Below are 19,468 nucleotides of genomic sequence, written 5' to 3'. Positions count from 1 at the left end.
CGACCAGTGAGTTTCGCCGTGTGAATCTAGCGGCATCAAGCGCAGCGATTCGTCCAAGGGTTTGCCAAGGCGCCAGCGGGCAGTGTAAAACCTTGGTGTAGCACACAAAAAAAACCGCCACCCAATGGGTTACGACACTGCCTGCAATACAGACAGTGAACAGCCCACTTGGTATGACGCGACATTTAATTATAGTATTGCGTCTTCCCTTATTTCGTCGCCCCGTGCGGCTTTCGCCGCAGGTCAGCTCCGTTGTTTCTGAAAACCGGTAGTGTTGATCTGCGGTCTGTTGCAAAAAGGTAGTCAACCATGAGCGCTAGGCACTTTCTCTCCCTGATGGATTTCACACCCGACGAACTGCTCAGTGTGATCCGTCGAGGCATCGAGCTGAAGGACCTGCGTAACCGCGGCGTACTGTTCGAACCCCTGAAAAACCGTGTACTGGGGATGATCTTCGAGAAATCCTCGACCCGGACCCGGCTGTCGTTCGAAGCCGGCATGATCCAGCTCGGCGGCCAGGCGATTTTCCTGTCCCCGCGCGATACCCAATTGGGCCGCGGCGAGCCGATCGGCGACTGCGCCATCGTCATGTCGCGCATGCTCGACGCGGTGATGATCCGCACCTTTGCCCATAGCACCCTGACCGAGTTCGCCGCCAATTCCCGAGTTCCGGTGATCAATGGTCTGTCGGACGACCTGCACCCGTGCCAGTTGCTCGCCGATATGCAAACCTTCCTTGAGCATCGCGGCGCAATCCAGGGCAAGACCGTCGCCTGGATCGGTGACGGCAACAACATGTGCAACAGCTATATAGAAGCGGCCATCCAGTTCGATTTCCAACTACGCATCGCCTGCCCGGCCGAATTCGAACCGAATGCGCAGTTCCTGGCCCAGGCGGGTGATCGTGTACAGATCTTCCGCGAACCCAAAGAGGCGCTGCAGGGCGCACACCTGGTCAGCACCGATGTCTGGACTTCCATGGGCCAAGAAGAGGAAACTGCACGGCGTCTGGCCTTGTTCGCGCCTTACCAGGTAACCCGCGAACTGCTCGACCTGGCAGCACCCGATGCCCTGTTCATGCACTGTCTGCCCGCCCACCGTGGCGAGGAAATCAGCCTGGACCTGCTCGACGACCCACGTTCGGTCGCTTGGGATCAGGCTGAAAACCGGCTGCATGCACAGAAGGCGCTTCTCGAATTTCTTGTTGAACCGGCCTATCACCACGCATGAGTCAGCCTTTACTGCTTAACCTGCGCAACCTCGCCTGTGGCTATGGCGAGCAGCGCATCGTCCAGAACCTCAACCTGCACCTCAATGCCGGCGACATCGGTTGCCTGCTGGGCTCGTCGGGGTGCGGCAAGACCACCACCCTGCGCGCCATTGCCGGCTTTGAGCCGGTGCATGAGGGTGAGATCCAGCTGGCGGGCGAGGTCATCTCCAAAGCCGGCTTCACGCTGGCACCAGAGAAGCGCAGGATCGGCATGGTGTTCCAGGATTATGCGCTGTTCCCGCACCTGACCGTTGCCGAGAACATTGCTTTCGGGATCGGTAAGCATCCACAGCAACAACAGGTCGTGGCAGAGATGCTCGAACTGGTCAAACTTGGCGGGCTTGGCAAACGTTACCCGCACGAGCTCTCCGGTGGCCAGCAGCAACGTGTGGCCCTGGCCCGCGCACTGGCGCCCGAACCGCAGTTGCTGCTGCTCGACGAGCCCTTCTCCAACCTCGACGTGGAGCTGCGTCGGCGCCTCAGTCATGAAGTCCGTGACATTCTCAAGAGCCGTGGCACCAGCGCCATTCTGGTCACCCATGATCAGGAGGAAGCCTTTGCCGTCAGCGATCATGTCGGTGTGTTCAAGGAAGGCCGCCTGGAACAATGGGATACCCCGTACAACCTGTATCACGAACCACTGACGCCATTCGTGGCCAGCTTCATTGGCCAGGGCTACTTCATCCGTGGCCAACTGACCAGCCCGGAGTCGGTACAGACCGAATTGGGTGAGCTGCGTGGTAACCGTGCCTATACCTTCACCCCAGGCAGTGCGGTCGATGTGTTGTTGCGTCCGGACGATATCATTCATGCGCCACACAGCGCCCTCAAGGCGCTGATTACCGGCAAGAGCTTCCTCGGCGCGTCGACGCTTTATCGCCTGCAACTGCCTACCGGCAGCCAGCTCGAGGCCATTTTCCCCAGCCATATCGACCATCAGATCGGGGCCGAAGTTGGCATCGACGTGGCTGCCGATCACTTGGTGCTATTTGCCGTACCGGGCAGCGTTGCAGCGCAACTGCCAGTGCCGGAGAACGGTGTGCGCCGGTTTAGCTCGGCACTCTGAAAGCGATCATTATGGGAGCTTGCCCTGCTGGCAATCGGGCCCGAAACGACGGTCATTCAGGCCCGATCGCGCAGGCGATCGCAGCCTGACGGCAGCGCCTACAGCGGGTCAGGCTGTTAGCCGCGGGCAATGACGGCGAACTTGGCCTGGGTGTGTTCAGCTAGCACCGCGGCTGCCAGCTCAACTTCCAGGCCGCGACGCCCGGCGCTGACGAAAATTGTTTCAAAGTCTTGGGCCGACTGATCAATAAATGTACGCAGACGTTTCTTTTGCCCCAGCGGACTAATACCGCCCAAGAGGTAACCAGTGGAACGCTGCGCCGCCGCCGGATCGGCCATTTCACACTTCTTGACCCCAGCCGCGTGGGCCAAGCCCTTCAGATCGAGACTACCGATCACCGGCACCACAGCCACCAACAACTCGCCCTTCTCACTACTGGCCAGCAAGGTCTTGAACACCCGCACCGGCTCAAGACTGAGCTTTTCAGCCGCTTCGAGCCCGTAAGAGGCGGCTTTGGGATCGTGTTCATAACTGTGAATGTGATGTTCGGCGCGAACCTTTTTCAGCAGATCCAGGGCGGGGGTCATGCAGCACTCCAAACAAGAGGTGAATAGCTGTTCGCCGGCTACTTTAGGTCAAAACCTGCGCAGCAACCAACGCCCATTAGCGGCGCCGATAGTCAGATTGTGAATGACGGTTCACTTTCGACCTTTGACATAAGCGTTTCTTGTCTATATTTTTTCGAATCTGAATATAACGATGCCCTGAAAAGGTGCATTTTTGCCGCCTGCCTGACCGAAATGGGGATTTCTGTCGGGTTTTTGTCGAGCGCTCACAGCGCCTCACAACAACAAGAACCGAGGTTAACGAATGACGACAGCTGTGCGACAACCAACATTATCCAGCCAATGCCTGGCCGAGTTTTTCGGCACTGCCCTGCTGATCTTCTTCGGCACAGGCTGCGTGGCTGCGCTCAAAGTCGCGGGTGCCAGCTTCGGCCTGTGGGAAATCAGCATCATCTGGGGCGTCGGCGTGAGCATGGCGATTTACCTGACCGCCGGCGTATCCGGTGCTCACCTGAATCCTGCGGTGAGCATTGCCTTGTGGCTATTCGCCGGTTTCCAGAGGCACAAACTGCCGTTCTACATCGTCGCGCAAATCGCCGGCGCCTTCTGTGGTGCTGCGCTGGTCTACACGCTCTACAGCAATCTGTTCTTCGATTACGAACAGGCCCATGAAATGATTCGCGGCAGCCAGGCCAGCCTGGAGCTGGCTTCGGTGTTCTCCACCTACCCACATCCGGCACTGTCCACCGGTCAGGCATTCCTGGTTGAAGTCATCATCACCGCCATCCTCATGGCGGTGATCATGGCCTTGGGCGACGACAACAACGGCCTGCCACGGGGCGCCATGGCGCCGCTGCTGATTGGCCTGCTGATCGCCGTCATTGGTAGCGCCATGGGGCCCTTGACCGGCTTTGCGATGAACCCGGCCCGTGATTTTGGCCCTAAGCTGATGACATTCTTTGCTGGCTGGGGCGATGTCGCCTTAACGGGTGGTCGTGACATTCCCTATTTCCTGATTCCCATATTTGCGCCGATCATAGGAGCGAGCCTTGGGGCCGCCCTGTACCGCGGCGTGATCGCCCGCAACCTACCGGTTGCCGAGAGCGAGAGCGCGCAGACCGACGCCAACCCTCAGGGCAAGACCCAGGCATCCTGATGCCTGCCGCGGCGAGCCACGCTCGCCCTGCCCTGACCTCTACCCTATTTAGTGCAAGGCCAACGACATGACAGACACCCAGAACAAGAACTACATCATTGCCCTGGACCAGGGCACGACCAGTTCTCGGGCCATCATTTTCGACCGCGATGCCAACGTGGTAGGCACCTCGCAGCGTGAGTTCGCTCAGCACTACCCGCAAGCCGGCTGGGTCGAACATGACCCGATGGAAATCTTCGCCACCCAGAGCGCGACCATGGTCGAAGCGCTTGCCCAGGCTGGCCTGAGTCATGACCAAGTGGCGGCCATCGGTATCACCAACCAGCGTGAAACCACAGTGGTCTGGGACAAGGAAACCGGGCGCCCGGTGTACAACGCCATCGTCTGGCAGTGCCGACGCAGCACCGAGATCTGTGAGCAGCTCAAACGTGACGGCCTGCAGGACTATATCCGCGAAACCACCGGTCTGGTCACTGACCCTTACTTCTCCGGCACCAAGCTAAAGTGGATCCTCGACAACGTCGAAGGCGCCCGTGAGCGCGCCGAGCGTGGCGAACTGCTGTTCGGCACCGTCGACAGCTGGCTGATCTGGAAATTCTCCGGCGGCAAGGTGCACGTCACCGACTACACCAACGCCTCGCGCACCATGCTCTTCAACATCCACACACTGCAGTGGGACGAGAAGATGCTCCAGGTGCTGAACATCCCGCGGCAGATGCTCCCCGAAGTGCGTAGTTCCTCTGAAGTCTACGGCTACAGCAAGAGCGGCATCGCCATTGCGGGTATCGCGGGTGACCAGCAAGCAGCCCTGTTCGGGCAAATGTGCGTGGAGCCGGGCCAGGCCAAGAACACCTATGGCACCGGTTGCTTCCTGCTGATGAACACCGGTGACAAAGCGGTGAAATCGTCCCACGGTCTGCTCACCACCATCGCCTGCGGCCCACGCGGCGAAGTGGCCTATGCCCTGGAAGGTGCAGTATTCAACGGTGGTTCTACCGTGCAGTGGCTGCGCGACGAACTGAAAATCGTCAACGACGCCCATGACACCGAATATTTCGCCAGCAAGGTCAAGGACAGCAATGGTGTTTACCTGGTGCCCGCCTTCACCGGCCTGGGCGCACCGTATTGGGATCCCTATGCCCGCGGCGCTCTGTTTGGCCTGACCCGTGGGGTCAAGGTCGATCACATCATCCGTGCTGCCCTGGAGTCTATTGCCTACCAGACCCGTGATGTCCTCGACGCCATGCAGCAGGACTGCGGCCAACGCCTGAGCGAGCTGCGCGTAGACGGTGGCGCAGTGGCCAACAATTTCCTCATGCAGTTCCAGGCCGACATTCTCGGTACTTGTGTCGAGCGTCCGCAAATGCGCGAGACCACCGCCCTTGGCGCCGCCTACCTGGCCGGCCTGGCGTGCGGTTTCTGGAGCGGCCTGGATGAGCTGCGCGGCAAGGCGATCATCGAGCGCGAATTCAGCCCGCAGCTCGATGAAGCAGCCAAAGAGAAGCTGTATGCCGGCTGGTTGAAAGCGGTGGACCGCACCCGCGATTGGGAACCGCACGAGGAGTAGGCGGTAGCTACAAGCGATAAGCTGCAAGCTGCAAGGGCGCGGGGCGAATGATCTTGTGGCTTGCAGCTTGGGGCTTGAGCTGCTTTCATGGCGCAATTTGCCCGGCAGCCCAAAAGGACCGCCCATGAACCTGCCTCCCCGCCAACAACAAATCCTCGAACTGGTCCGTGAACGCGGCTACGTCAGTATCGAAGAAATGGCGCAGATTTTCGTTGTCACCCCGCAAACCATCCGCCGCGATATCAATCAGCTGGCAGAGGTCAATCTGCTGCGCCGCTATCACGGCGGTGCCGCCTACGATTCCAGTATCGAGAACACCGCCTACGCCATGCGCGCTGATCAGATGCGCGACGAAAAGCAGCGTATTGCCGAGACCATCGCCGCGCAGATCCCTGACCACGCCTCGCTGTTTATCAACATCGGCACCACCACCGAATCCATCGCCCGCGCCTTGCTCAATCACAGCCACCTGAAGATCATCACCAATAACCTGCATGTGGCCTCGATCCTCAGTGCCAAGGATGACTTCGAGGTGCTGTTGGCCGGGGGCAATGTGCGCCGCGACGGTGGGGTGGTGGGTCAGGCCAGTGTCGACTTCATCAACCAATTCAAGGTTGACTTCGCGCTGGTCGGTATCAGTGGTATTGACGAAGACGGTAGCCTGCTGGACTTCGATTATCAGGAGGTCCGGGTTTCCCAGGCTATCATCGCCAACGCCCGACAAGTGATTCTCGCCGCCGATTCCAGCAAGTTCGGCCGTAACGCCATGGTGCGCCTGGGCTCGATCAGCCTGATCGATTGCCTGGTCACCGATCAAGCCCCCGTACCGGCCCTTGCCCAACTGCTCAACCAGTTCAAGATTCGTCTGGAAGTGGTCTGAGGGTGCAGCCGCTGCCACCGCAACGGTGGCAGCGTAAATGTTCGTTATTTTTCATTTAATTGTCATCCGATCAGTATTTTCTATGGAAAGCGACTGGCAGGCAGCATTCTGTTGCGCTAGTATTTTCGAAAATGAACATCAATGTTCAAATTCGATGTTAGAAAGTCCTTGAGGAAGCCACCCGTGCCGCAATCCAGCTTGTCATCGCCCGCCCTTGCCGATCTCTATGACCTCGCCGTAATCGGCGGTGGCATCAACGGCGTGGGTATTGCCGCCGACGCGGCTGGACGCGGCCTGTCGGTGTTTCTTTGCGAAAAAGACGACCTGGCCAGCCACACCTCTTCGGCCAGCAGCAAGTTGATCCACGGCGGCCTGCGCTACCTTGAGCACTACGAGTTCCGTCTGGTGCGTGAAGCGCTAGCCGAGCGGGAAGTATTGCTGGCCAAGGCTCCGCATATCGTCAAGCCAATGCGCTTCGTCCTGCCGCACCGCCCGCACCTACGCCCGGCCTGGATGATTCGTGCTGGACTGTTTCTGTACGATCACCTGGGCAAGCGTGAAAAGCTCGGCGCCTCGCGCAGCCTGCGCTTCGGCCCGGGTAACCCGCTCAAAGCGAACATCACCCGCGGCTTCGAATACGCCGACTGTGCAGTGGATGACGCCCGCCTGGTGGTGCTCAACGCGATGGCCGCTCGCGAGAAAGGCGCAGACATTCGTACCCGCACCCGTTGCGTCAGCGCCTGGCGCATCGACGGTGTCTGGAATGTGCAGCTGGAACATGCCGACGGCAGCCAGCAGTCAATCCGTGCCCGCGCCCTGGTCAATGCGGCCGGCCCATGGGTGGCCAAGTTCATTGAAGATGACCTCAAGCTCGACGCGCCTTACGGCATTCGGCTGATCCAAGGCAGCCACCTGATCGTGCCAAGACTGTATGACGGCGAGCATGCCTACATCCTGCAGAACGAAGACCAGCGCATAGTCTTCGCCATTCCGTACCTGGAACGCTTCACCCTGATCGGCACCACTGACCGCGAATACACCGGTGACCCGGCCAAGGTCGCGATCACTGAAAGCGAAACCGATTATTTGCTCAACGTGGTCAACGAACACTTCAATCACCCGCTCAGCCGTGCCGATATCCTGCACACTTACGCGGGTGTACGCCCGCTGTGCAACGACGAATCCGACAACCCGTCGGCAGTGACCCGCGACTACACCCTGGCGCTCTCTGCCAGCAAAGGCGAAGCGCCGTTGCTGTCAGTATTCGGTGGCAAATTGACCACTTACCGCAAGCTGGCTGAGTCGGCAATGACCCAGCTTGCGCCCTTCTTCACCCAGATGCGCGGCAGCTGGACAGCCAGTGCAACGCTGCCAGGTGGCGAAGACATGACCACCCCGTACGCGCTGGCCGATGCCATCCTGGCCCGCTGCGGCTGGCTACCGGCGGAAATCGCCAAGCGCTGGGCACTGACCTACGGTAGCCGCGTATGGCGTCTGCTTGAAGGTGTGGAGGGTCCGGACGACCTGGGCCAGACTATTGGCGGTGGCCTGTTCACCCGCGAGGTAGATTATCTGTGCAGCGAGGAATGGGCGACTGACGCCGACGATATTCTCTGGCGCCGCACCAAGCTCGGCTTGTTCACCAGCCAAGCAGAGCAGCAGGTGCTGCGTGACTACCTGCAACAGGTCGAAGTGAACCGTGCCCGGGTTCGCGCCGCCTGAGTGATTGACCGCGGACGGGCAGGTGATTGCCAGCATTCACCTGCCCGTCCAGCCGAACGCTAATTACGTACGACTGCGCTCATCCGCTTCCCTGGTCAAACTGAGCAGCAATTCATGCTCGGCAGTCGCCAGTTCCGCCATCAATGTATTACTTCGCTCCATATAGACCCGTTCGCCTGAGCTTTCGACCTCGTCCAAGTACTGCGCCAAACGCTCATGAAAAGGCGCAACCAGCGCCTCAAAGCGTTGCGCGTGACGTTCACGCATATACGTTTCCCAGAACGGACGCTGCGCCAGTGAAGCAATCAAGGCCTCCGGGGTCTCGGCACGCATGACTGCCGCTTCGGCCCTTCGCACATCGCTGGTCGTTATTGACGCATGATCCTCGTAGTACATTTCCTCAGGCTGTGCGGGCAAATCAAGTGCTGACGCAAGCCTTGTCCGATAGGCAAGGCGCAGCTCTATCTCATCCACTTCTGGCTCCGCCCCCTCGCGTAACCTGAGTGTATGCAGGGCGGCTATTCGGTCGACTTCATCCAGGCGAAACAATGAGCGCCCCAGCCGAAGCAAACGCGCTTCCACCTGATTCACCGGGCCTGCGAACATAGCGATCTCAGCCAGGACACTGATTTCCAGCTGACTGAAGATCAGCAGCAGGCGATCTTCACAGGTTCGCGGTCCACCTGCTTCGCGAAATAGACGCAAACGCAGGGCTTCATGCTGCTCACAGGCTCTTAGCATCGTCCAGACACGTCTGCGATAGCCCTGCGGGTAATCCTCGAACTCCTCGAGGCGAGAAAAGTCCGCGAGAAAACGCAACAGATCTGCCGACCCAGGCTCTTGGTGCAGCCTATCCCACAGCGCTCGATGTTGTTCGCGCAGCGCGCCTTGCTCATCGCCGAGCCAGAGATCGCGAACTGCGGTATCGACCGCATAATGGCGAGCAGAGGCACCCCCTCTGGCGCCTGGTTCAGATACGCTGGCCGCTTGATCCAGCAACGTTTCGCTCAGCGAATCCAATGGGTTGTCGTGCAGACTCATTCGTTGAGCGCGTTGTCGCAGATATTGCAGCTCACCCCGCAGTTGGCGAATGCGATTGTCCCGAAGGTCGATGTAAGCGCGCCAGGGCAGTTCCCGACCAGAGGATGACAGATGCTCAAGGTTTGCCGCACGCAGCAGCAACCGTCGCAAACTCCTGTTGTCCTCCAGCGCCGGCACCCGCCCAAGGGGGTTGTGGCTCAGATCGAGTGTTTCCAGGCGCGTCAGCGCACCGAGACGCCGATCGCCTTGCCCATCCATGGCGATCTGATTGTGAGAGAGATGCAACTGCCTGAGCTGAGTCAGTTGTTCGATGCCTGCCGGAATGGCAGTGAGTTGATTGTTACTTAGGTCCAGTTCGATCAGCCGATCGAAGCGCGGCAGAAAATCTTCCGCGAGGCTGCTCAGGTCCATGTCGCGCAATACCAGACGACGTACATGACTGAATGTCACCCCCGGTGGCAACGATGGCAGGCTACCCACACGCTCACCCTCGATCGTCAGCATGTACTCATCGTCAAAGCCGACGAGCTTACGGCGCCAGCAGCGACGCAATCCTGTGGCAACCCTTCTGCGCCTGAGCGCATCGAGGGGGTTGCGCCATTCACTCTGCCAGGCGTGCAAGGCTTGGCGCAGGCGAGCCAGCTGGTCTTGAAGCTCATGGTAGTGGCCCCACAAGCTTTCTCCTCTGCCTAGCACGTTCAGCAGGTAGGCATTTAACTGGTCGTCGCTAAGCGTGGGATAGATCTGCTGGATACCTCGCCTGGTCGCTTGCCGACTGCCCTGGCCACGACCACTGAGCGGGTAGCCCAGGCGCCCGTCGGCAAACCGCAGAGGCGGCCGCACGCCAAGACCGATGGGGGCCATGCCGATCAACTCAGCAACCTGTTCACGGTTACTGCTGACGTGAGCCACCAGACAGTCCCTCAACCCCAGCTCGGTCAACTGCACATCACCAAGCACCACTTTCTGCCTTGGCTCCATGCTCAGCAACAAGGCCTTGAGCAGACTGTCCGTGGGTGCGGCCTGCCCAACATTACCCCCATCCATGGCCAGATAGCCCCGCCGCCCCTTGATAATGCGCCGTACGTGAACAGACTGCGCAGCACCGCGCCCAGCCAGCAGTGGTCCATCCGGCGCCCTCTCTCGCAATTCTAACCGTAGGGTCTCGGCCCATGGTGCAAGGCGATCGATCAGCCCCAGCACCAACCGCTCGCAATCAGCGTTGACTGCTTGAGGCAGGTACAACCCCGCGCAGGCTCTGTCCACCCGGCTATCGCGCAGAAACCAGCGCACCCGCTCCGCCAGCGCCAGCGGCACCCGGCTGCTGGCAAGCATGCCGTCAACCTGCGCACCACTTGCCTGCTCAACAATTTCCCGCGCGCCACGCACCGACAAACCAGGAAAATCCCGTATCAAAAGGCCTTGCGCTGCGTCTGGCATTGCCTGCCGCAGCTTCATCTGCTCCTCGAATGCCTCGCCTCGCAACGCCGGGTAGTGCATGTTCAATTCAAAGCGCTCCACTGCATCGAGCAACCGTGCAGGTGCGCCAGCGTTCTCCAGATGCAGTTGCCGCAGCTGGGCCTGATCGAAACCTGTGATTTCGAGCAAGGCCTGGGCCACGGCATCTGACACCTCAGCCAAGCGACTGCCCAGACGCCGCACCAGGTGTCCTGCGCCCTGCCAATACTGTGGTTGCTCCAGTTCGTGCTGCCAGCCACCACTGCCATTGTGCTCTACCACAGGCGCATGATCGGCACGGTATGGATGGCGAATCCGCCAGTTCCCCGTAGCGGGGTCTTGCAATACTTGATAAGCCCCCTCATGCAGGCGCAAGCGCCAGTGATCGGCGTAACGAACCGGGCTGCCCAAGGGTGTTTCCCGGTCTGTCACCTGGTAAGCGCGTAGCTCGTCACTGCACAGCTTGAGCCGGCCCGCATCGGTACGCAGCGGCACCAGACCATCGACAAAAGGCACACGCTGGGTGAGGTGGAAGGCCTGCTCGCTTACCTTGCCAACCACTACCCCTACCGCCAAGCTCTGCGCGACCCCAAACAAGTGATCCAAGGCCGCCTGGCGGTCTCCCAGTTGCCAGTCCTGGTAACCTTCATACACCTCATCGGCAAGCTGAACCGCCGCCACTGTCAACATGACTTCGCCCAGAACCGGAACAAACAGCCCGATCAAGTTCAGCAAGTCCAGCCCGGCACGTTGATACCCCTCTAGTCGCTCACGTCTTGAGGACTTGTCCTCATCATCGGTGGGCACCGCCAGAACCCTGGCATCGTCCAATTGCTTGTCGATGTGCAAGGTACGCAAATGGACGAAAAGTGATGTATGGAGAGCAAAGTTCCGGCCATCAAGCTCCGGCGGCTCACCTGCCGTGGCTGAGCGCATCAGGTTGGCGAGCCTATCGGTGAAGGCAGAGCGATCCCGCTGACTGATAAACCGTGAGAAGAAAGTCCGGTAGGAGGCGTTGCGCAAGCGGCTGGCGAGCGCTTGATACACAGCATCCCAAGAGCCATAGCAGGCCACCGGCAGTTGGGGATCATCCGGAATCCAGACAATGACCGACTCCAGCGCAGCGTCTTTCGCCAGGCGCATTTCCATTGCCACCACACCATGAATGCGTTTGCCCAGCAGAAACAGCTGACGAGGTGTCAGCCCCCCGGGAATCGGCGGCACAATGGGTGCTGGCGAAAACACCGCAAGCATAAGCAAGTAGCTGCGCTCGTCGAGCTCGCCTTTGAGCTTGGCGATACGCACCGCGACCTCCAACTGCGAACGCTGACTTTCCTCGAACAAACCGTCGATGGCTTGCCTGGCAGACATGTCCTGCGGCCGCAGACACGTCTGCAGCACGGTTTGATAGCGCCCACCAAGGTCCAGACGTCTGCACAACCGGGCAAACGCCCCGAAGCCGAGCGCCAGCGACTGGCCGTCGGCATCCAGCAGTTGCGCACGACGCAGTGACGACGTTCGGGTTTCCTCCTCGCTATAGTTGTGCAATGCCGCGGCCAACAAGCTTTGCCTCGAGGTGAAGGTGTAACGGGGCGGCGGTAGGTTTGGCGCCGCCGTGGGCAAGGTCACTTCTTGCTCGATATGAACCTGGCCCCCGCGCACATCAGCATCGACGAGCCCTTCCTGAGTCAATGCGTTTACAAGCAATGGCGCGGCGTATGCGTCCAGCGCAGGGATAGCATCCAGCAACTCGCGCAGCTGCTGGGCGTTGGCCTGCTGCCTCCTCATCGCACGCTGTAATGCCCGCAAGTGATCGACCTGGGCCGCCGTCAGCCAGCCCGGCAACTGCTGAGCGATCAGTGCATCGATCGAGTCGAAGGGGATAGGAATTGTTGACATGAAATGCCCTCCAGGCAGAAAAAAGCCAGAAGATCACCTCTGCTTCGTGCCATGGCGCTACCCCATTACCACCCACCCTAACCCGACCTGACACCAGCTTGACCTGCCCATCATTCGGATTTCCGAACAATAAAAACACACGAATTCGGGATGCCGGACACCGATATTCAACAATCAATCGTCAAAAAACTTTAATCCCCAGTATTTCCGGGGGGTTATGATCGAAGTCAGGGCTTGGCACGAGTCATGCTCTACACTCAGTACCCGAATGCGCAAACCGCTTCATTGCAGTGTTCGCTGAACGAAAGAGCCCGCCAACGGCTCCATAAAAAAAACAACGTCGAGGAAATTTTGATGCGTATTGTTCCCCACCTGTTGGGCGCAGCCATCACGGCCGCTTTGATCAGCATGCCAGTCACCGCCGCAGAGCTGACTGGCACCCTGAAAAAGATCAACGAATCGGGCACCATTACCCTGGGGCACCGCGACGCCTCTATCCCGTTCTCCTACATCGCCGACGCTTCGGGCAAACCCGTCGGTTACTCCCACGACATCCAGCTGGCAATCGTCGAGGCCCTGAAAAAGGACCTGAACAAGCCAGACCTGAAGGTCAAATACAACCTCGTCACCTCCCAGACCCGCATCCCGCTGGTGCAGAACGGCACCGTTGACGTCGAGTGTGGTTCGACCACCAACAACGTCGAGCGTCAGCAGCAGGTAGCCTTCTCGGTCGGTATCTTTGAAGTGGGCACCCGCCTGCTGACCAAAGCCGAAGACGGCAAGCCTGAAAACGCCAAGTACAAGGATTTCCCGGACCTGGCTGGCAAGAACGTGGTGACCACCGCCGGTACCACCTCCGAGCGCATCCTCAAGTCGATGAACGCCGATAAGCAGATGAAGATGAACGTCATCTCGGCCAAAGACCATGGCGAGTCGTTCCAGATGCTTGAATCCGGCCGCGCCGTGGCCTTCATGATGGACGACGCGCTGCTCGCCGGTGAAATGGCCAAGGCCAAGAACCCGAAAGGCTGGGCCATCGTCGGCACCCCACAGTCCTACGAAATCTACGGCTGCATGGTCCGCAAGGATGACGCACCGTTCAAGGCTGCAGTCGACAAGGCCATCGTCGGCCTCTACAAATCGGGCGAGATCAACAAGATCTACGACAAGTGGTTCAACCAGCCGGTCCCGCCAAAGGGCCTGAACCTGCAATTCCCGATGAGCGACGAGCTCAAGGCGCTGATCGCCAATCCTACCGACAAAGCTGCAGACGAAAAGAAGTCCTGATCCCCAGCTAGTTAGTGTCTAACCTTTCATCCGAGGGTGCCCTGCGCCCTCGGATGCTCGAAGGTGCCCGTGAAACAACTGATCTGAGGGGAGATCCCGATGAATTACAACTGGGACTGGGGCGTATTCTTCAAGTCCACCGGCGTGGGTAGCGAAACCTATCTGGACTGGTACATCACCGGTCTAGGCTGGACCATCGCCATTGCCATTGCCGCCTGGATCATCGCATTGCTGCTGGGTTCGGTCCTCGGCGTTATGCGTACTGTCCCGAACCGTCTGGTATCGGGTATTGCCACGTGCTACGTGGAACTGTTTCGTAACGTACCGCTGCTGGTGCAGCTGTTCATCTGGTACTTCCTGGTGCCCGACCTGCTGCCTGAAGGCCTGCAGGAATGGTTCAAACAGGACCTCAACCCCACTACCTCGGCACTGATCAGCGTGGTCATCTGCCTGGGCCTGTTCACTGCTGCACGTGTCTGTGAGCAAGTGCGCACCGGTATCCAGGCGCTGCCGCGTGGTCAGGAAGCCGCCGCCCGCGCCATGGGCTTCAGCCTGCCGCAGATCTACTGGAACGTGCTGCTGCCGCAAGCGTACCGAATCATCATTCCGCCGCTTACCTCAGAGTTTCTGAACGTATTCAAGAACTCCTCGGTGGCCTCGCTGATCGGCCTGATGGAGCTGCTGGCACAAACCAAACAGACCGCCGAGTTCTCGGCCAACCTGTTTGAAGCGTTCACCCTGGCGACCCTGATCTACTTCACCCTTAACATGGGGCTGATGCTGCTGATGCGCATGATCGAGAAGAAAGTCGCGGTGCCCGGCCTGATCTCCGTGGGGGGTAAATAATGGACTTCAGTGGAATCATTCCTGCCCTGCCGGGCCTGTGGAACGGCATGGTCATGACCTTACAGCTGATGGTCATGGGCGTGGTCGGCGGCATCGTGCTCGGCACTATCCTGGCCTTGATGCGACTGTCGTCGAACAAGCTGCTGGCGAACATCGCCGGCGTCTACGTCAACTACTTCCGTTCCATCCCATTGCTGCTGGTGATCACCTGGTTCTACCTGGCGGTACCTTTCGTGCTGCGCTGGATTACCGGCGAAGACACGCCGATCGGTGCCTTCACCTCCTGCGTCGTGGCGTTCATGATGTTCGAGGCGGCGTACTTCTGTGAAATCGTCCGCGCCGGTGTGCAGTCGATCTCCAAGGGCCAGATGGGTGCGGCACAAGCCCTGGGCATGAGCTACAGCCAGACCATGCGTCTGATCATCCTGCCCCAGGCGTTTCGCAAAATGACCCCGCTGCTGCTGCAGCAAAGCATCATCCTGTTCCAGGACACCTCGCTGGTCTACACCGTCGGCCTGGTCGACTTCCTCAACTCGGCACGTGCCAGTGGCGACATCATCGGGCGCTCCAACGAGTTCCTGGTCTTCGCCGGCGTTGTCTACTTTGTCATCAGCTTCTCCGCTTCCTTCCTGGTCAAGCGTCTGCAGAAAAGGATAACCGTATGATTTCCATCAAAAACGTCAACAAGTGGTACGGCGACTTCCAGGTTCTGACCGACTGCAACACCGAGGTCAAGAAAGGCGAAGTGGTGGTGGTTTGCGGCCCGTCCGGTTCGGGCAAGTCGACCCTGATCAAATGCGTCAACGCCCTGGAACCCTTCCAGAAGGGTGACATCATTGTCGACGGCACCTCGATCGCCGATCCCAAGACCAACCTGCCCAAGCTGCGGTCAAAGGTCGGTATGGTGTTCCAGCACTTCGAGCTGTTCCCGCACCTGACCATCACCGAGAACCTGACCATTGCCCAGCGCAAGGTACTCGGTCGCAGCGAAGCGGAAGCGACCAAGAAGGGGCTGGCGCTGCTTGAGCGCGTCGGTCTTAGCAACCAGGCGAAAAAGCACCCTGGCCAGCTCTCCGGTGGTCAGCAACAACGTGTGGCGATTGCCCGCGCCCTGGCCATGGACCCGATCGTCATGCTGTTTGACGAACCGACCTCGGCGCTGGACCCGGAAATGGTCAGTGAAGTACTGGATGTAATGGTTCAACTGGCCCACGAAGGCATGACCATGATGTGCGTGACCCATGAAATGGGCTTTGCCCGCAAGGTCGCCAACCGGGTGATCTTCATGGACAAGGGCAACATCATCGAAGACTGCACCAAAGAAGAATTCTTCGGTGACCAGAGTGCCCGTGATGAGCGCACCCAGCACTTCCTCAGCAAAATTCTGCAACACTGAGGTGATGACCAGCACCCTCTGTCTGGCATTCGTCAGCCAGTGGGTGCTGGTCGTACCAAGGCCACTGTGATGAAATGCGACCCCACGCTCTTTCGCCCAGCCAAGCCTGCCCTTGCCGTGAAACCCCGTCTGATACGCCAACTGCTGATGCCACCCTTGATCATCCTGCTGATGATCGGCTTGGGTGTGGCTGGCTTTATGATCAGCGAGCACAACGGCATCCGCACCTTGAGCGAATCCGGCGAGCGCCAGCTTGAGCTGCACGCGCGCGGCGTCGAAAGTGAAATCAGCAAGTACACCTATCTGCCCAGCCTGCTGGAACTGGAAAACAGCGTTTCCAGCCTGCTGACCGAGCCCGATGGCGAACACCGCCAAACGGTCAACGAATACCTCGAAGGCCTGAACCGGCGCAGCCGTAGCCGGGCGATCTTCGTTCTCGATACCACTGGCCGGGTACAAGCCACCAGCAACTGGCGCGATGTCGACAGTTTCCTTGGCGAAGACCTGTCGTTCCGTGCTTATTTCCAGCATGCCGTACGCGGCCAGCCTGGACGCTTCTATGGCATCGGCAGCACCACCGGTGAGCCTGGCTACTACCTGGCCCATGGCCTGGAAGAACACGGCAAGATCATCGGCGTAGCAGTGATCAAGGTGCGCCTGGAAAACATGGAAGAGCGCTGGCAACGGGCCCGCCTGGAAGCCTTTGTCAGCGACGAAAACGGCATCATCATCCTCTCCAGCGATCCGGCCCGCCGGCTCAAGTCGGTGCGTCCGCTGACTCCGGACATCAAGGAACAATTGGCCCGTAGCCTGCAGTACTACTGGTGGCCGCTCAATGAGCTGCAGCCCTTGTCACGGGAAACGCTTGCCGACGGTGTCGAGAAACTCAGCTTCCCGGCCAATGCCGAACTCGGTGATGGTCGCCGCGAAGTCGCCTACCTGGCCCAGACCCGGCGCCTGAGCGACACACCATGGCATTTCACCCTGCTCACGCCCCTGCAGGACTTGCGCCGTGAGTCGATCATCCAGGGCATGCTGGTGGCCGTCGCCTTCGCCCTGCTGACCATCGTACTGATTGCCTGGAACGAACGACGCAAGGTGATTGCCACCCGCCTGGCTGCCCGTGAGGCACTGGAAGAAGCCAACAGCCAGCTGGAGCGCAAGATCACCGAGCGCACGGCCGATCTGCGTGCCAGTAACGAACGCCTCAAAGGCCAGATTCGCGAGCGGCGACATGCCGAGCAGACCTTGCGCCACGCCCAGGACGAACTGGTCCAGGCCGGCAAACTCGCCGCCATTGGCCAGATGTCTACCAGCATCGCCCATGAACTGAACCAGCCGCTGGCGGCGCTGCGTACGCTGTCGGGCAATACCGTACGCTTTCTCGAACGCGGTGCCCTGGAAACCGCCAGTACCAACCTGCGTACCATGAACGACCTGATCGACCGCATGGGCCGGATCACCGCCAGCCTGCGCTCCTTCGCCCGCCGTGGTGACGACGGTGGCCAGGCTTCGCTGGCCAAAGCCGTGGAAGCCAGCCTGCAGGTGCTGGGTAGCCGTATCGCTGGCTGCCACCTGAAGCTCAACAGCCAGTTCGACGACCAACAACTGGCCATCGATCAGACCCGCCTGGAACAGATCCTGGTCAACCTGATCGGCAACGCCCTCGACGCCATGGCCGCGCAGCCACTGCCCGAGCTCTGGCTCGAAGGCGAACTGCAAGGTGACAAGTATCGCCTGCGAGTGCGCGACAATGGTCACGGCATCGATGACGAAGCGCGTAAGCATTTGTTCGAACCGTTTTTCACCACCAAGCCGGGAGAGCACGGCCTGGGCCTGGGCCTGACCCTGTCCGCCAGCCTCGCCGCCGCAGCCAAGGGCAACTTGAGTGTCGAACACCCTGCCAGTGGTGGCACGGCGTTCGTCCTCACCCTGCCCCTGGTCAATGCCCCTACAGAATCTGCCGAGTCCCTATGAACCAAGCGCCCCTTACCGTCCTGATCGTCGAAGACGACCCGCATGTGCTGCTCGGCTGCCAGCAGGCCCTGGCGCTGGAAGATATTGCCTGTGAGGGAGTCGGCAGCGCCGAAGAAGCCCTGCAGCGCATCGGCGATGATTTCGCCGGCATCGTTGTCAGCGACATCCGTCTGCCCGGCATTGATGGCTTGGAGCTGCTGAGCCGGCTCAAGGCCCGCGACAGCAGCCTGCCCGTGGTGTTGATCACCGGCCATGGCGATATCGACATGGCCGTCGGCGCCATGCGCAATGGCGCCTACGATTTCATGGAAAAGCCCTTCGCCCCGGAACGCCTGGTCGAAGTGGTGCGCCGAGCCCTGGAACAACGCGGGCTGTCGCGGGAAGTCTTCGCCCTGCGGCGGCAACTGGCCGAACAGAGCACCTTGGAAGGCCGGATCATCGGCCGCTCGCCGGCCATGCAGAACCTGCGCGAACTGATCGCCAACGTTGCCGACACCTCGGCCAACGTCCTGATCGAAGGCGAAACCGGTACCGGCAAAGAGCTGGTTGCGCGCTGCCTGCACGATTTCAGCCGTCGCCAGGCACAACCCTTCGTCGCCCTGAACTGCGGTGGCCTGCCCGAGAACCTGTTCGAAAGCGAAATTTTCGGCCACGAGGCCAATGCGTTTACCGGCGCAGGCAAGCGCCGCATCGGTAAGATCGAGCATGCCAATGGCGGCACACTGTTTCTCGACGAAGTCGAAAGCATGCCGATCAACCTGCAGATCAAACTGTTGCGTGTACTGCAGGAGCGCACCCTCGAGCGCCTGGGTTCGAACCAGAGCATTGCGGTGGATTGTCGGGTGATCGCCGCGACCAAGTCCGACCTCGACGCCCTCGGCCAGAGCGGGCAGTTTCGCAGTGACCTGTACTACCGTCTCAACGTAGTCACCTTGGAACTGCCGCCGCTGCGCGAACGTCGTGAAGATATCCTGCAACTGTTCGAGCATTTCCTGCAGTTGTCGTCATTGCGCTTCGATCGGGAAATTCCGCAACTGGACAGCCAGACTCTGTCGCGGTTGATGGCCCACGACTGGCCGGGTAACGTGCGTGAACTGCGCAACGTGGCCGAACGCTACGCGTTGGGCTTACCCGCGTTCAAGAAAGCCGGCGCCAGCGGCAACCAGGGCCTGGGCTTTGCCGAAGCGGTCGAGGCCTTTGAGCGCAACCTGCTCAGCGATGCCCTGCAACGCACCGGCGGCAACCTCAGCCAGGCCAGCCAGGAGCTGGGCATGGCCAAGACCACCCTGTTCGACAAAGTGAAAAAATATGGCTTGGGTTGACCGACCTCTACCGCG

At 59.9% G+C, this 19,468-nt stretch carries 14 protein-coding genes; 12 read left to right on the top strand and 2 right to left on the bottom strand.

The window, feature by feature from the left end:
* Positions 1-309: 309 nt before the first annotated feature.
* The gene (gene argF / locus CX511_RS06280) at positions 310-1,230 is read left to right on the top strand and encodes an ornithine carbamoyltransferase (protein ID WP_045185732.1); all 921 of its coding nucleotides are present in this window, start codon (positions 310-312) and stop codon (positions 1,228-1,230) included.
* Positions 1,227-2,336, top strand: coding sequence for an ABC transporter ATP-binding protein (locus CX511_RS06275; RefSeq protein WP_045185731.1), 1,110 nt, complete (start codon positions 1,227-1,229; stop codon positions 2,334-2,336). The genes argF and CX511_RS06275 overlap by 4 nt, the downstream gene beginning before the upstream one ends.
* 116 nt (positions 2,337-2,452) lie before the next feature.
* On the opposite strand, the gene ybaK is transcribed toward CX511_RS06275, so the two are convergent.
* Positions 2,453-2,923, bottom strand: a complete 471-nt coding sequence (gene ybaK, locus CX511_RS06270; RefSeq protein ID WP_045185729.1) for a Cys-tRNA(Pro) deacylase — start codon at positions 2,921-2,923, stop codon at positions 2,453-2,455.
* A gap of 283 nt (positions 2,924-3,206) precedes the next feature.
* On the opposite strand from ybaK, the gene CX511_RS06265 reads away from it, so the two are divergent.
* From CX511_RS06265 to glpD, 4 genes are all read left to right on the top strand, one after another.
* Positions 3,207-4,058, top strand: coding sequence for an MIP/aquaporin family protein (locus CX511_RS06265; RefSeq protein ID WP_045185728.1), 852 nt, complete (start codon positions 3,207-3,209; stop codon positions 4,056-4,058).
* Between the two features lie 67 nt (positions 4,059-4,125).
* Positions 4,126-5,625, top strand: coding sequence for a glycerol kinase GlpK (gene glpK / locus CX511_RS06260; protein WP_045185724.1), 1,500 nt, complete (start codon positions 4,126-4,128; stop codon positions 5,623-5,625).
* Between the two features lie 124 nt (positions 5,626-5,749).
* A complete protein-coding gene (locus CX511_RS06255; RefSeq protein WP_045185722.1) occupies positions 5,750-6,505 on the top strand; it encodes a DeoR/GlpR family transcriptional regulator in 756 nt (251 codons plus the stop codon).
* Positions 6,506-6,688: 183 nt separating this feature from the next.
* Complete coding sequence (glpD, locus tag CX511_RS06250; RefSeq protein ID WP_045185719.1) at positions 6,689-8,227, top strand: glycerol-3-phosphate dehydrogenase; 1,539 nt, start codon at positions 6,689-6,691, stop codon at positions 8,225-8,227.
* A 63-nt stretch (positions 8,228-8,290) separates the two neighbouring features.
* On the opposite strand, the gene CX511_RS06245 is transcribed toward glpD, so the two are convergent.
* Complete coding sequence (locus CX511_RS06245) at positions 8,291-12,625, bottom strand: NEL-type E3 ubiquitin ligase domain-containing protein (RefSeq protein ID WP_045185717.1); 4,335 nt, start codon at positions 12,623-12,625, stop codon at positions 8,291-8,293.
* A gap of 354 nt (positions 12,626-12,979) precedes the next feature.
* On the opposite strand from CX511_RS06245, the gene CX511_RS06240 reads away from it, so the two are divergent.
* The 6 genes from CX511_RS06240 (at position 12,980) to aauR (ending at position 19,453) form a co-directional block, all read left to right on the top strand.
* The gene (locus tag CX511_RS06240; RefSeq protein WP_045185715.1) at positions 12,980-13,912 is read left to right on the top strand and encodes a glutamate/aspartate ABC transporter substrate-binding protein; all 933 of its coding nucleotides are present in this window, start codon (positions 12,980-12,982) and stop codon (positions 13,910-13,912) included.
* A 99-nt stretch (positions 13,913-14,011) separates the two neighbouring features.
* Positions 14,012-14,758, top strand: a complete 747-nt coding sequence (locus CX511_RS06235; protein WP_045185713.1) for an amino acid ABC transporter permease — start codon at positions 14,012-14,014, stop codon at positions 14,756-14,758.
* Positions 14,755-15,423, top strand: a complete 669-nt coding sequence (locus CX511_RS06230) for an amino acid ABC transporter permease (protein WP_177327798.1) — start codon at positions 14,755-14,757, stop codon at positions 15,421-15,423. Before CX511_RS06235 ends, CX511_RS06230 begins: the two co-directional genes overlap by 4 nt.
* Positions 15,420-16,154, top strand: coding sequence for an amino acid ABC transporter ATP-binding protein (locus CX511_RS06225; protein ID WP_045185709.1), 735 nt, complete (start codon positions 15,420-15,422; stop codon positions 16,152-16,154). Before CX511_RS06230 ends, CX511_RS06225 begins: the two co-directional genes overlap by 4 nt.
* Before the next feature lie 69 nt (positions 16,155-16,223).
* Positions 16,224-18,131 carry a two-component sensor histidine kinase AauS gene (aauS, locus tag CX511_RS06220; RefSeq protein WP_045185707.1) on the top strand — a complete coding sequence of 636 codons (1,908 nt, stop codon included), beginning with the start codon at positions 16,224-16,226 and terminating at the stop codon, positions 18,129-18,131.
* Complete coding sequence (gene aauR / locus CX511_RS06215; RefSeq protein WP_045185706.1) at positions 18,128-19,453, top strand: two-component response regulator AauR; 1,326 nt, start codon at positions 18,128-18,130, stop codon at positions 19,451-19,453. The genes aauS and aauR overlap by 4 nt, the downstream gene beginning before the upstream one ends.
* The last annotated feature ends 15 nt before the right edge of the window (positions 19,454-19,468 follow it).

Source organism: Pseudomonas sp. S06B 330 (genome assembly GCF_002845275.2).
In the GTDB taxonomy this organism is placed as follows: Bacteria; Pseudomonadota; Gammaproteobacteria; order Pseudomonadales; family Pseudomonadaceae; genus Aquipseudomonas.
Note: the sequence above shows the minus strand (reverse complement) of the source record. Positions and strands in the feature narration are given on the sequence as shown.